General features: G+C 70.4%; 13 protein-coding genes. 7 read left to right on the top strand and 6 right to left on the bottom strand.

All coding sequences use genetic code 11. The features are described 5' to 3' along the window. Positions 1 to 545: 545 nt before the first annotated feature. Positions 546 to 1,706: an acetyl-CoA carboxylase biotin carboxylase subunit family protein gene (locus NR798_RS17600; protein WP_375772638.1), complete on the top strand. Its 1,161-nt coding sequence runs from the start codon at positions 546 to 548 to the stop codon at positions 1,704 to 1,706. 18 nt (positions 1,707 to 1,724) lie between these two features. On the opposite strand, the gene NR798_RS17605 is transcribed toward NR798_RS17600, so the two are convergent. Together NR798_RS17605 and NR798_RS17610 are read right to left on the bottom strand one after the other, a co-directional pair. Then, positions 1,725 to 2,501, bottom strand: coding sequence for an alpha/beta hydrolase (locus NR798_RS17605; RefSeq protein ID WP_375772639.1), 777 nt, complete (start codon positions 2,499 to 2,501; stop codon positions 1,725 to 1,727). Between the two features lie 95 nt (positions 2,502 to 2,596). Further along, positions 2,597 to 3,508 (bottom strand): alpha/beta hydrolase, encoded by a 912-nt coding sequence (locus NR798_RS17610; protein ID WP_375772640.1) that lies wholly within the window; start codon positions 3,506 to 3,508, stop codon positions 2,597 to 2,599. Positions 3,509 to 3,554: 46 nt separating this feature from the next. Between NR798_RS17610 and NR798_RS17615 the strand changes: the two genes are divergently transcribed. Next, positions 3,555 to 4,034 carry a cupin domain-containing protein gene (locus NR798_RS17615; protein WP_375772641.1) on the top strand — a complete coding sequence of 160 codons (480 nt, stop codon included), beginning with the start codon at positions 3,555 to 3,557 and terminating at the stop codon, positions 4,032 to 4,034. A 32-nt stretch (positions 4,035 to 4,066) separates the two neighbouring features. Here the strand turns inward: NR798_RS17615 and NR798_RS17620 are convergent, their stop codons facing one another. After that, entirely contained in the window at positions 4,067 to 4,723 is a 657-nt protein-coding gene (locus NR798_RS17620) for a hypothetical protein (RefSeq protein ID WP_375772642.1), read from the bottom strand. Between the two features lie 45 nt (positions 4,724 to 4,768). Next, a complete protein-coding gene (locus tag NR798_RS17625) occupies positions 4,769 to 5,635 on the bottom strand; it encodes an Fpg/Nei family DNA glycosylase (protein WP_375772643.1) in 867 nt (288 codons plus the stop codon). 129 nt (positions 5,636 to 5,764) lie between these two features. Here NR798_RS17625 and NR798_RS17630 point away from each other — a divergent pair, with 129 nt between their 5' ends. The 5 genes from NR798_RS17630 (at position 5,765) to lptE (ending at position 10,726) form a co-directional block, all read left to right on the top strand. After that, complete coding sequence (locus tag NR798_RS17630) at positions 5,765 to 6,454, top strand: hypothetical protein (protein ID WP_375772644.1); 690 nt, start codon at positions 5,765 to 5,767, stop codon at positions 6,452 to 6,454. 36 nt (positions 6,455 to 6,490) lie between these two features. After that, positions 6,491 to 6,874, top strand: a complete 384-nt coding sequence (locus NR798_RS17635; RefSeq protein WP_375772645.1) for a response regulator — start codon at positions 6,491 to 6,493, stop codon at positions 6,872 to 6,874. A 138-nt stretch (positions 6,875 to 7,012) separates the two neighbouring features. Then, positions 7,013 to 9,514, top strand: coding sequence for a leucine--tRNA ligase (gene leuS, locus NR798_RS17640; protein WP_375773782.1), 2,502 nt, complete (start codon positions 7,013 to 7,015; stop codon positions 9,512 to 9,514). 12 nt (positions 9,515 to 9,526) lie between these two features. Then, positions 9,527 to 10,105 carry a hypothetical protein gene (locus NR798_RS17645; RefSeq protein WP_375772646.1) on the top strand — a complete coding sequence of 193 codons (579 nt, stop codon included), beginning with the start codon at positions 9,527 to 9,529 and terminating at the stop codon, positions 10,103 to 10,105. A gap of 75 nt (positions 10,106 to 10,180) precedes the next feature. Beyond that, a complete protein-coding gene (gene lptE / locus NR798_RS17650; RefSeq protein ID WP_375772647.1) occupies positions 10,181 to 10,726 on the top strand; it encodes an LPS assembly lipoprotein LptE in 546 nt (181 codons plus the stop codon). 11 nt (positions 10,727 to 10,737) lie between these two features. Here the strand turns inward: lptE and rpsT are convergent, their stop codons facing one another. After that, on the bottom strand, positions 10,738 to 11,013 hold the full coding sequence (gene rpsT, locus NR798_RS17655) for a 30S ribosomal protein S20 (protein WP_375772648.1): 276 nt from the start codon (positions 11,011 to 11,013) through the stop codon (positions 10,738 to 10,740). Positions 11,014 to 11,126: 113 nt separating this feature from the next. Further along, positions 11,127 to 12,305: a nucleoside triphosphate pyrophosphohydrolase gene (gene mazG, locus NR798_RS17660; RefSeq protein ID WP_375772649.1), complete on the bottom strand. Its 1,179-nt coding sequence runs from the start codon at positions 12,303 to 12,305 to the stop codon at positions 11,127 to 11,129. Between the last annotated feature and the right edge of the window lie 9 nt (positions 12,306 to 12,314).

The raw sequence follows: 12,314 nt of genomic DNA on the forward strand, positions 1-12,314 counted from the left end.
TTCTCGTCGAGAGTGGGAAGATCAGGGATCGGCGCGGCTTCTACCTCCGGAAGTCGGGCCTCTGTTCTCCCCGGTGACAGCAGGTTCGGTTGTGACTGCGGGGTCGGCGGAGCTACGGCCGCGCACCGGTCGTACTCTCCGGGGTGCTCCTTCAAACAGCAGGAGACCGTGTTGTCGGTCGGATCGCACTCGCCAACGTGTGCACACCCAGAGACCAGGAGGACCAGTACTGCTGCGAGCACCATTGAGCGGTACGGTTGGCGGCGACCGGCGACATGGGCTTGTTGCATGACCTGACTCCAGGTGCTGGAGGGAAAGTGACTTGTTCCGCATCCTCCGTGCAGTGCTTCTCGTGGCGATGCGGAGCCGCTGTGCCACGACCTCTCGGGAGGCCCGTACCTCTATCAGCCGGGGCCGGGTGCACCGGAGACGCTGGCTCGCGCGGGGTGCGGATGCCCCTGACATCCCCCTTCACTTCCCATGGCGCCCTGCGTCATCATCCGGGGCGTTGGGAGCGCGCCAGTCACCTCGCCGGAAGTGCCGCCATGAACGTCGTCTTCATCTCCCCGCATTTCCCGTCCCAGTTCTTCCACTTCGTCACCGCGCTGCGATCGCTGGGAGTCAACGTGCTGGGGATTGGCGATGCCTCCTATGACGCCCTCCGGCCGGAGCTGCGCGAGGCCCTCACCGAGTACTTCTTCACGCCGCGCCTCGACGACTACGACGCCCTGCTGCGCGCCACCGGGTACTTCACCTGGCGCCACGGCCGCATCGACCGCATCGACTCGCTCAACGAGACGTGGCTCGAGGTGGAGGCGCGCCTGCGCGAGGACTTCCATGTGCCGGGCCTGCAGCCCGCGGACATCGCCCGCCTGCGCTCCAAGCAGGGCATGCATGACGTCTTCAAGGGGGCCGGCGTTCCCCATCCGGATGCCATCCCCGTCCGGGATGCGGCCGGCGTGAAGGCCTTCGCCCGGCGCGTGGGCTATCCGCTGGTGCTCAAGCCCGACGTGGGAGTCGGCGCCGCCCGCACCTTCAAGGTGTCCACGGACGCCGAGGTGGATGCCGCCTTCGGTGAGTCCTTGTCCGGCTACGTGGCCCAGGCCTACGTGCGCGGCACCATCGTCACCTACGACGGGCTGGTGGACCGTGACGGCCATATCGTCTTCGTCTTCAGCCACGAGTACAGCGACGGCATCATGGAGACGGTGCTCGAGCAGCGCGACCTGGCCATCTGGAGCCACAAGGAGATTCCCCCCGCGCTGGACAAGCTGGGGCGCAAGGCGGTGGCGGTGCTCGGCCTGCGCGAGCGCTGGTTCCATCTCGAGTTCTTCCGGCTCTCCGACGGCAGCTACGTCGCGCTGGAGGCCAACCTGCGTCCGCCCGGGGCCTTCCTGCCGGACATGATGAACTACGCGTGCGACATCGACGTGTACCGCCTCTGGGCGCGGATGATGGCGGGGGAGGACGTGCGGAGCTTCCGCTACGCGCCCAAGTACCACGTGTGCCACGCGGCCCGGCGCTCCAGCCACCGCTACCGCTACGGCCACCAGGAGGTGGTGAACCGGCTCGGCGAGGCGCTGCTGCTGCACCGCGAGATGCCCGCCGTCTACAAGAGTGCCCTGGGCGAGGAGATGTACCTCACCCGTCACCAGGAGCTGCCGGCGATGCTGGACGCCCTGCGCTTCATCCAGACGCCGGCCTGAGCGACGCTCCCGGCCTCCTCAGAGCAGCAGCCAGCGCATGGCGAAGGGCAGCCGCCGTTGCCAGTCCAGCTCGTGGTGGCGGCCGCCCGGCTCCAGCAGGAAGAGCAGCTCGTGGTCGGCGTAACCCAGGCGCTTGAGGTGGTGGTAGAAGTCGCGCGTGGCGTCGCCGTAGTACATGGTGTAGCCGACGGGATCGATGATCTCCGCGCCACCGGCATCCAGGTAGATGCGCGACCATCTCCGGGTGTGCGCCGTCCACTCCGAAAAGAGCCGGTTCCATCCCCACATCACCGAGGGTGACAGTCCGCCGATGCGGCCGAACAGCTCCGGGTAGCGCCTGCCGAGGTAGAGCGCCATCAACCCGCCGAGGGACGAGCCCATGATGCCCGTCCACTGGGGGCCCTGGCGGGTGCGGTAGACGCTGTCGACGTAGGGCTTGAGCGAGTCGACGAGGAAGCGGACGTAGGGCTCGGCCTGGGCGCGGATGTGGCTGCGCGGCTCGTCCCAGGGGGAGTACTCGGCGAGCCGGTTGTTCGTGGAGTCCACGGCGACGATGAGCCACGGCTCCACGCTGCCCTCGTGCACGAGGTGCTCGAGCGTGAGGTTGGCGCACCAGGTCTCGTAGACGGCGGACTCGGGGTGGGCGAAGACGTTCTGCCCGTCGTGCATGTAGAGGACGGGGAAGCGGTGGCCCGCGGGGGCGGAGTCGTAGGCATCCGGCGTGTAGATGCGCACGGTGCGGGGGCGGCCCTCGAGCGGGGAGGGGAAGTCTCGGATGATGTGAACGTGTCCCATGGGGCCGCGCTGGAGTCGGTGCTGGCGGCGCAAGATAGACAGGCCCTTCTCCTCGCGCCAGCCGGTCGGACTCCCTCCCAGGCCTCGAGCCAGACTCACCGCTGCGCGGAGGCGCGCACGAAGTCGAGCAGGAGCCGCTGGTAGCGCTCGGGCTCGGAGCGCTGGAGTGTCCCGTGGTTGCCCTCGCGGAATACCTCCAGCCGGGCATGGGAGGCAATGCGTCCGGCGAGGGCCTCCACCTCGAAGAGGCGTGCGTGGCGGTCCTTCGCTCCCGCCAGGAACAGCACGGGGACCTCTTGTGGAATGCCGGTCACATGGTCGACCGGACGGAGCTGCTCCGCGGGAACGGGCAGCAGGGCGTCTCCGAAGAGCCACATGCCGTGGAACGCCAGTCGGTCGAGCCCGGGCAACAGGTATCTCTCCAGCCGGTTGGCCACGGCGGTGCGCAGGTCCCGGTAGGGCGATTCGAGCACGTACCCGTGGACGCGCGAGCCCACCTCCCGCGAGGCGAAGATGGCGGCCGCGGCCCCGAGCGAGGTGCCGAACACGACCCTCGGACGGTCCGGTGCCTCGCGTTCGAGGAAGGCGATGCCGGCGAGCACGTCCTGACGGGCGCTCCAGCCGAAGTCATTCACTTCGCCCTCCGAGTCCCCATGGGTGCGGAGGCTGAGGGCCAGCACGCAGTGCCCCTGTCCGGCGAGCTCCTCGAGGAGGGAGCGCAGCGAGGTGCGCGAGCCCCCGTTGCCGTGGAGCATCAGCACGCACGGTGCGCCGGGCTCTCCCCGCACCAGCCACGCTCCCACTCCGAGGCCATCGGGCGCGATGAGCCGATGCTCCTCGATGGTGCCTCGGGCGAGCGCCGGAGCCGGCTCGGGGAAGACGGGCCGGGATCTGCACGTGAGCCGCCAGGTGACCAGCGCGCCGGAGCTCGCCCATCCCACGCCCAGCAGGGCGAGCATGAGCGCGACGAGGCGGAACCCTCGCCGACGATGAAGGGACTGGCGCATACGGACAGACCGTACCCCATGCCACGGTGGCGCTACACTCGCCGGCATGGTCGATGAACTGGTGAGGACACTGGGGCTGGCGCCCCATCCCGAGGGCGGCTTCTACCGGGAGACTTGGCGCTCGACGGTGCCGGTGGAGACGCCGCGAGGCACGCGCTCGGTGGGCACGGCCATCTACTACCTGCTGCCGCGAGGCACGTTCGCGGCCTGGCACCGGGTGACCTCGGACGAGCTGTGGCACTTCTACGACGGGCACGCGCTGACGATGTACCTGCTCGACGAGCGCGGCCGCCTGGAGACGGTGACGCTGGGCCGGGACGTCGCGAGGGGCGAGCGGCCGCAGGTGCTCGTGCCGGCCGGAGTGCTACAGGCGGCACGGCCCGCGGGGGACTACACGCTGTGCGGTTGCACGGTGGGTCCGGGTTTCGACTTCGCGGACTGGGAGATGCCCCGAGGCGAGGAACTGGCCGCCCGCCATCCCGAGCACACGGAGCTGTTCCGCCAGCTCTCCCACGCCTCCACCTGAGAAGGCCACTCAGGATCCGGGTGCGTGCCCGGTCACTTGCCGCGGGGGGCCGGAGGCTTCTCGCTGATGTCGACGACCACGGGCACCTTCTTCTGCTCGCCGCCCAACGGTGGGCCTGGGACCACCAGCACCCGGTGGAACGTCCCGAGCTTGGAGACCTGGGCGTGGATGTCCTCGAACGTGCGGGCCGTGCAGGCCCTGTCCTTGGGGAGCGCGCTCTGGGCCGCCTTGATGATGCGGGTGGCTGGAACCGTGGCGTTCTTGCGCTGGACGACCCAGATGGCGTCCACCTGGTAGCGCGCTCCGAGCTGGACACTCAGCCGGGGCTGGGCGGTGGATGCACCGGGCGCGGTGTCCGCCTGCCACGTCACGCGCGCCTCCGGCCAGCAGAGCGCGTGGAGCCGGTCCTCGAGGAGCCGCGCCGCGACATCCTGGCACTGGATGAAGGGTCTGCTCCCGGAGGCTTCCATGGGGAGGTCCGCGAGGAGGCGGTCGCGAAGGGCCGCGGGCAGCTCGTCGAGCCCGGAGACCTGGGCGCGGGAGAGGGCGGCGGTGCTCTTGGGCTGGCACTGCTCGCGGATGAAGAAGCGGGTGTCGGCGCGCTGGAGCACCTCCCGGGTGTTGTGCTGCGGGGTGGAGCAGGCGGCCAGCGAGAGGCCGAAGGCGGCGAGAGCGGCGCGGCGGAGCATGGACAGGAGTTGTAGCCGACCGGGGGCCCTGGCGCATGGGGACTGTCAGGGCGCTCGAGGCCGGGCGCGTCCGGAGGGCGCGGCTCGAGGACGGCGCGCCGGTTTGCCCTGGGCGCCTGGCGTCTGGCAGCCGGGGCAGAAGAACAGCCCGCGGCCGGAGAGCGCCACGCGCGAGATGGGGGTGGTACACCGGGGACAGGGCTGTCCGGCGCGATCGTAGACGCAGAAGCGATCCTCGCGGCGCCTGCCGGGAGTCTCCCAGGGGGCCGGGGGGGCCTGGGGCGTGACGATGCGCCCGTCGCGGGCCGCGTCCTCCATCAGCCGGCGGAGGGCCTCCCACAGGCGCTCGAAGTCCGAGAGGCTCAGCTCCGAGGCGGGGCGCAGGGGCGGCAGGCGCGCGAGGAAGAGGGCCTCGGCGCGCAGGATGTTGCCCACGCCGGCGATGCGCTCCTGGTCGAGCATCGCGGCCGCGAGGGGAAGCCGTCCCCGGCGGAGGGCCTCGAAGGCACGTGCGGGCGAGGCGTCGGGGCGCAGCGGATCCTGCCCCAGCCGGGAGCGGAGGGTGGCCTCGTGCTCGGGGCTGAGCAGCTCACAGGCCTGAGGCCCGGCGAGGTGGAGCGTCACGGGAGGCGAGGACAGCCGCAGCCGGCAAGCGGAAGAGGGGGGAGGGGCCCGGAAACGGAAGTGCCGCAGGTGGCCGACGAGCCCCAGGTGGATGTGCAGTCGCACCCCGCCCTCGAAGTGGTGGAAGAGGTGCTTGCCATGCGCGTCCACGCTCACGAGCGCTCGGCCCGACAGCTGCCGGGCACCCGCCGAGAAGCGCCCCTGGGGCGAGTCCGCGGTGAAGCTCCGTCCCACGAGCCACTGGCCGTGGATCCGGGCGATACGATGGAGGATGTTCCCTTCGGGCATTCCTCTCAGGTAACGCCGGGCGCATGACCTGTCTCGTCGGGCTTCGGGGCCGCCTGCCCGGCCGCCCGGCCGATATGGGAGGAACCGGCGAGCGTTCTCCTGACGTATCCGCTCATTTGGGAGGAGTGCATGAAGGGTCAGAAGGGGTGGCTGATCGCGGTCTCGGTGGCGGTGTCGGGCTTGATGGCCTGTGCCCATGCCCCCGAGGGTTACCGGGCACCGGGTGCGAAGCCGGAGGGGCTGCTCGTGGTGAAGAAGGACGATGCGGTCAAGTCCGGGCTGCCGGAGTGGTCGCTCGCGATGCCCCTGGGTGAGAAGCAGGACGAGTCGGTGCTGAAGTTCCTGGAGCAGGCCGAGGCCGTCGGGGCGCGGTACGTGAGCGACCTGAACGTCGTGTACGCGGCCCAGAAGGACGGGCAGTGGCTGGAGTGCCGGACCCACATCGAGCCCGTCGCGACGCTCGATTACGGCTGGCGGGTGGGGGTCCTGCCCCTGGGGCCGCTGATGAGGCAGGTGCCGGTGAGCTGGACGAGCGCCTCGTACACGACCCAATGCCGGGGAGATTCGGCAAGCCCGGGCTACTGCAAGCAGGTGCCCCAGCAGACGGCGCCCCGCTACGCGTACCAGCTCAACATCGACGTGCGGCGGTATGACCAGTTGACCTACGCGCGGCGCTGGAGGCTCCAGAAGTCGGCGCCCGAGTGCTCGCCGCTGGGGGAGGGCGAGCAGACGCTGGCGGGCCGGTTCCTCCGGGTGGAGGGCCAGGCCTATGGCTGTGGCGAGGCCTCGGGTTTGGGGTGCGAGGACCGGGTTCTCTAATCGCGCGGGTGCCCGGCGGTGCTATGGTTGGGCGCCATGACGCAGCAGATCCGGGCCCTGGTGGTGGATGACTCTCTGGCCATGCGGCGCAGTCTCATGTACGCGCTGCAGCGCTTGGGCCCGTGGCTCCACACCGACGAGGCGCAGGACGGGGCCGAGGGCCTCAAGAAGCTCACCCTCGGCCGCTACGACTTGGTGCTGACGGACATCAACATGCCGTTGATGGACGGGCTCAAGCTCATCCGCCACATCCGGCAGACGGACGCGTACCGCACGGTGCCCATCGTGGTCATCACCACCGAGTCGGCCGTGGAGGACCGGGAGCGCGCCATGGCGCTCGGGGCGAGCGCCTACCTGGTCAAGCCGGTGCAGTCCAAGGTGGTGCAGGACACGGTGAAGGGCCTGCTGCGCCTGGAGTAGCGGCGGCCAGCCCGGCGGGCGCCTGTTGTGGAGCCGACCTCTGGCCCGCGTGTGCCTGGATGCCAGGCGTCAGAGGGATACGGAGCCGGGCGTCTGTTGTTGCTTGGAGACGTGCGTCCCACTAAGACGCACCCCGTCATGGCCATGAACGAGCGTTACGAGCCGCAGGCAATCGAGCAGAAGTGGCAGACCCGTTGGGATGAGGCGGGAGTGTTCCGGGCAGGCAAGCGCCCTGGAGCCCCGAAGAAGTACATCCTCGAGATGCTGCCGTACCCCAGCGGTCAGATGCACATGGGGCACGTGCGCAACTACCTCATCGGTGATGTCTACGCGCGCTACTTCCAGATGCGCGGCTACGACGTGCTGCACCCCATGGGGTGGGACGCCCTGGGCCTGCCGGCGGAGAACGCGGCCATCAAGGACGGCGTGCACCCGGCGGTGCGGACCCGCGAGAACATCGACTCCTTCAAGAAGGAGATGGGCACGCTGGGCTACAGCTACGACTGGTCGCGCGAGGTCAACACCAGCGATCCCGAGTACTACCGGTGGAACCAGTGGTTCTTCATCCAGATGCTGCAGCGGGGCCTGGTGTTCCGCCGCTTCAGCAAGGTGAACTGGTGCACGGGCTGCCATACGGTCATCGCCAACGAGCAGGTGAAGGACGGCACGTGCGAGCGCTGCGAGTCGCCGGTGGTGGACCGGGAGCAGCCCGAGTGGGCGTTCCGCATCACCCAGTACTCGCAGGCGCTGCTGGACGGCCTGGACGAGCTGAAGGAGTGGCCCGAGCGCATCACCTCGATGCAGCGCAACTGGATTGGCCGCTCCGAGGGCGTGGAGGCGGACTTCAACGTCCCGGGCAGTGAGGCGCGCATCCGCGTCTTCACCACGCGCATCGACACCATCTACGGCTGCACCTACGTGGTGCTGGCGCCGGACCACAAGCTGGTGGCGCAGCTGACCACGCCCGCGCAGCGCGCCGAGGTGGACGCTTTCGTGAAGCGGATGGCCGCCACCTCCAAGACGGACCGCACCGCCGAGGGCGTGACGAAGGAGGGTGTCTTCACCGGGGCGCACGCCATCAACCCCTTCACGGGCCAGCCGGTGCCCATCTGGATCGCCAACTTCGTGCTGTCCGACTACGGCACGGGCGCGGTGATGAGCGTGCCGGCGCACGACGAGCGCGACTTCGACTTCGCGCGCAAGTACGCCCTGCCCATCAAGGTGGTGGTGCAGCCGGCCGCCGGGGACAAGCTGCCGCCGGGGGACGCGCTGGAGAAGGCGTACACCGAAGACGGCGTGCTGGTGGACTCGGGCGAGTACTCGGGCCTGCCGTCGGCCGAGGCGCGCAAGAAGATGGGCGAGAAGTTGCGGGCCGAGGGCCGCGGCGAGCCCAAGGTGACGTACCGCCAGAAGGACTGGGGCTTCAGCCGCCAGCGCTACTGGGGCACGCCCATCCCCATCGTCTACTGCGAGAAGTGCGATCCGGAGCGCAAGGGCCAGCCGGTGCCGCTGGAGCAGTTGCCGGTGCGCCTGCCGGAGATCGACACCCAGACGGTGCTGACGGGCAAGGGCGAGCCGCCCCTGGCCAAGGTGCCCTCGTGGGTGAACACCACGTGTCCCACGTGCAAGGGCCCCGCGCGGCGCGAGACGGAGACGATGGACACCTTCGTCGACTCCTGCTGGTACTTCGCGCGCTACCTGTCGCCGCACTACAACGAGGGGCCCTTCGATCCGAAGGAGGCCCAGCGCTGGCTGCCGGTGGACGTGTACGTGGGTGGCCCCGAGCACGCGGTCATGCACCTGCTGTACTTCCGCTTCTGGTTCCGCGTGATGAAGCTGCTGGGCCTGGTGCCGGTGGACGAGCCCGTCAAGCGGCTGATCACCCAGGGCATCGTCAACGGCGCGGACGGCCGGAAGATGGGCAAGCGCTACGGCAACGGCGTGGCCCCGTCCTCCATCGTGCAGAAGTACGGTGCGGACACCGCGCGCACCTACGTGCTGTTCGCCGGCCCGCCCGAGCGTGACTTCGACTGGTCCCACGAGCAGGTGGAGGGCGTCTTCCGCTTCCTGAAGCGGGTGTGGACGCTGGCCAGCACCCACCACGCCGTGGCGGCGGGGGCCACGCACGCGGGCACCTACGAGGGCAAGGCGCTGGAGATCCGGCGCGCGGCGCACAAGGCGCTCAAGCGGGTGGGGGAGGCCATCGAGCGGCTGTCCTTCAACACCGCCATCGCCGGCATCATGGAGTACGTGAACGCGCTGTACGCGCTGGGCACGCCGGAGACGCCCGCGGAGAAGGCCGCCATGGCCGAGGCCATGCGGTTCCTGTCCGTGGTGCTGACGCCGTTCGCCCCGCACGTGGCCGAGGAGATCGCCGAGTCCTACGGCGCGAAGGACTTCACCGTCACGCAGGGCTGGCCGGAGTTCGACCCGGCCCTGGTGGTGGACGACGTGATTCCGTACGCGGTGCAGGTGAACGGCAAGCTGCGCGCGGAGATCCGCGTGCCGGTGGACGCGGCCGAGGCGGATGTGCGGGCCCTGGCCGAGGCGGACGAGCGGGTGCAGGCGGCCATGGCGGGCAAGACGCTGCGCAAGTTCGTCTTCGTGCCCAAGCGGCTGGTGAACTTCGTCGTCGGCTGAGACGGGAGCCCGGTGCCGACCGAGGTCCTCGTCATGTGCAAGCGGTGCGGCCGTCCCCAGCAGGCGGGGGCGGGCCTCCGCTGTGCCGCGTGCGGGGGGGAGCTGCCCGACGCCCCCCTGCCTTCGGCGGTAGGTGCCTCCTCCCCGGAGCGTTTCCTCTCGGCGGAGCTCCCGGGTGGGCGTGTCCTGGTGGGGGAGGGCAACCGCCTCTCCTACCGTCCGGGCGCCTTCGCCACGCCCTTCCTCCTCGAGCTGCCCAGCCTGCGCCGGCTCTCCCTGGTGTCCCGGCCGCTCTACGAGGCCCTGGTCCTCTCCGCCGGAGCCATCGTGCTGCTGCCCTTCGTGGCTCAGCAGGGCGTGCGCGTGCTGCTCGCGCTGCTGGCGCTGGCGGGGGTGGCCCTCGTGCGCTCCGGGCGGCGCTACACGCTCGTCCTGGAGTCCACCGGCCAGGTGGAGACGCGCTGGGTGCTGGGTACCGTGCGGCGGGGCTCCTCCGTGGAGCAGCGTCTGCGCTCGGCCTGGCTCACGCTCGCGGACGCGGTGCGCTCGCGCGGCGTGAAGGTGAACGAGCCCTCCGAGCCCTCCCCGTAGCTCGTTTCCTCGTCCGCTCCGGACGGCTCACCCCTCGCGCTTGACCCTTGGGATCGCGCCGCTAGTGTGGGCGCCATGTCCCGCATGCGCGTGATGGGGTGGGTTCTCTTGCTGTCGGCGGCCGGGTGCGGCTACCGCTTCACGTCCCGGGGGGCGGGGCTGCCCGAGGGCGTGCGCTCGGTGTGCGCGCCCGTCTTCCGCAACGACACGGCCGAGCCGGGCCTGGAGGTGCTCTTCACGCGGCTCCTGCGCCAGGAGCTGGTGCGCGCGGGAACGCTGGGCGGAACGGGGGCCTGCGAGGCCACCCTGGAGGGGGTGGTGAGGAGCGTGGGCACGGGGCCCACCGTCGTCGCCGAGCCCGTCTTTCAGGGCGGCACCGCGGGCACCGCTTCGCGGGTGGCCAGCTACCAGGCCTCCGCGGTGGTGCTGCTGCGGCTGATGCGGGACGGACGGGTGCTGGCGGAGACGGAGGTCTCCGGGGCGGAGGACTTCCTCCCGGGCACCGCGAGTGGCGTGTCGGGAGACGTCCTGGAAGTCGAGGCCAACCGGCGGGCCGCGCTGCACCGTCTCGCCGAGACGTTGATGCGCGAGGGTTACGACCGGTTGGCCAGCAACTGGTAGGGCCGCGACGACTACTTCGCGGCGGCCTTGGCGCGGTTCGTCGCCTTGGCGAGCCGGGAGATGCGGCGCGAGGCGGCGCGCTTGTGGATGACGCCCTTGGAGGCGGCCTTGGCGATCGTGCGGGTGGCGGCCTTGAGGGCGTCCCCGGTCTTCGCCGTGTCGTTGGTGGTGAGGGTGTCGCGCAGGCTCTTCACGGCGTCCTTCACCGTGGTGCGGACGTTGACGTTGCGGGCGCGGCGCTTCTGGGCCTGGCGGTTACGCTTCTCTGCGGACTTGGTGTTGGCCAAGGTGATCTCCAGCTTACTTCTGTGGAAAAGAGGCGCCGTACCTACTTCGGCGCTCACTGAGCGTCAAGACCTGCGTGATCCGTGCCACCATCTGGACGCCCGAGACAGATCAATCAGCGGGCTCCGAAGGCGTATTCCCAACGCAGGCCGGCGGGGTCCTGGAAGGTGATCCTCCCGGTGTCACCCCCGCCCTCCAGCACGCAGCCGGGGGAGGTGCCCTCCAGGAGGGTCCGCAGCCGCTCCACGGCCTGGGCCGAGGGGGCTCCGAACGTCACCGTGGTGGGGGAGGGGGTACCCGGGCCCCGAGTGAAGACGAGCCGGTACAACCCGTCACCGTAGGCCGCCTCGTCGGCCGCTCCCCGTTCCGCGCTCCAACCGAGGAGCGGGGCGAGCCGCTCCCAGAAGGCCCGCTGGGCGTCGAGGTCCGCCACGGGCAGGCGCAGGGCCACCAGGGGCGCGCGGGGGACGCGCAGGGGGGGCGGCAGGGACTTCTCCACGGCCTTGGCGGCGTCCCAGTGCCGGTCCATGTGCTCCAGGGTGGCCTCGCCCAGGGGGATGCCCTCGGCGCGCAGGGCGGACTCGATGTGCTGGAAGCGCGTGGTGAAGCGGCGGCTGGCCATCCGCAGGGCGTCCTCGGCCGGCGTCTGGAGAAAGCGCGCGAGGTTGGCCAGGGAGAAGAGGACGTCGCCCAGCTCGTGCTCCAGCTCGTCGCGGTTGCCCGAGGCGATGGCCTCGTCCAGCTCCCCCAGCTCCTCGTACAGCTTGGCGCGCACCTCCTGGAGGCTCGGCCAGTCGAAGCCGATGCGGCTGGCCTTCTCCGTGAGCCGCTCGGCGCGCAGCAGGGCGGGGGCGCCCGTGGGCACGCCATCCAGCACCGAGCCCTCCCGGCCCGTCTTCTTCTTGCGCTCCTCGGCCTTCAGCCTGGCCCAGTTGGCCAGCGGCTGTGGGGTGCCGTCCGCCTGCCGCTCGCCGAAGACGTGCGGGTGGCGGTGGGTGAGCTTGTCGCTGATGGACTGGGACACGTCCGCCATGGAGAACTCGCCCAGCTCCTCGGCGAGCCGGGCGTGGAAGACGATCTGGAAGAGCAGATCCCCCAGCTCCTCGCACAGGGCCCGCCACGGGCCGCCCTCGGCCACCCGGTCCATCTCGTCGATGACCTCGAAGGCCTCCTCGGTCAGGTAGGGACGCATCGAGCGCAGGTCCTGCTCTCTGTCCCATGGGCAACCTTCCTGGGAACGGAGGCGGGCCATGATTTCCACCAGCCTGTCCAATTGCTCCCCTGCTGCACTCATGTTTCCTTC

The sequence above is a fragment of the Archangium gephyra genome (assembly GCF_042230915.1).
GTDB lineage: Bacteria > Myxococcota > Myxococcia > Myxococcales > Myxococcaceae > Archangium > Archangium gephyra_B.

What these genes read in the sequence shown, in the direction of transcription:
- NR798_RS17635 (WP_375772645.1), top strand. Translation starts at nt 6,491, where the DNA reads ATGACGCAGCAGATCCGGGCCCTGGTGGTGGATGACTCTCTGGCCATG.
- NR798_RS17605 (WP_375772639.1), bottom strand. Translation starts at nt 2,501, where the DNA reads ATGGGACACGTTCACATCATCCGAGACTTCCCCTCCCCGCTCGAGGGC.
- NR798_RS17615 (WP_375772641.1), top strand. Translation starts at nt 3,555, where the DNA reads ATGGTCGATGAACTGGTGAGGACACTGGGGCTGGCGCCCCATCCCGAG.
- NR798_RS17600 (WP_375772638.1), top strand. Translation starts at nt 546, where the DNA reads ATGAACGTCGTCTTCATCTCCCCGCATTTCCCGTCCCAGTTCTTCCAC.
- NR798_RS17625 (WP_375772643.1), bottom strand. Translation starts at nt 5,635, where the DNA reads ATGCCCGAAGGGAACATCCTCCATCGTATCGCCCGGATCCACGGCCAG.
- NR798_RS17610 (WP_375772640.1), bottom strand. Translation starts at nt 3,508, where the DNA reads ATGCGCCAGTCCCTTCATCGTCGGCGAGGGTTCCGCCTCGTCGCGCTC.
- NR798_RS17620 (WP_375772642.1), bottom strand. Translation starts at nt 4,723, where the DNA reads ATGCTCCGCCGCGCCGCTCTCGCCGCCTTCGGCCTCTCGCTGGCCGCC.
- lptE (WP_375772647.1), top strand. Translation starts at nt 10,181, where the DNA reads ATGTCCCGCATGCGCGTGATGGGGTGGGTTCTCTTGCTGTCGGCGGCC.
- leuS (WP_375773782.1), top strand. Translation starts at nt 7,013, where the DNA reads ATGGCCATGAACGAGCGTTACGAGCCGCAGGCAATCGAGCAGAAGTGG.
- NR798_RS17630 (WP_375772644.1), top strand. Translation starts at nt 5,765, where the DNA reads ATGAAGGGTCAGAAGGGGTGGCTGATCGCGGTCTCGGTGGCGGTGTCG.
- mazG (WP_375772649.1), bottom strand. Translation starts at nt 12,305, where the DNA reads ATGAGTGCAGCAGGGGAGCAATTGGACAGGCTGGTGGAAATCATGGCC.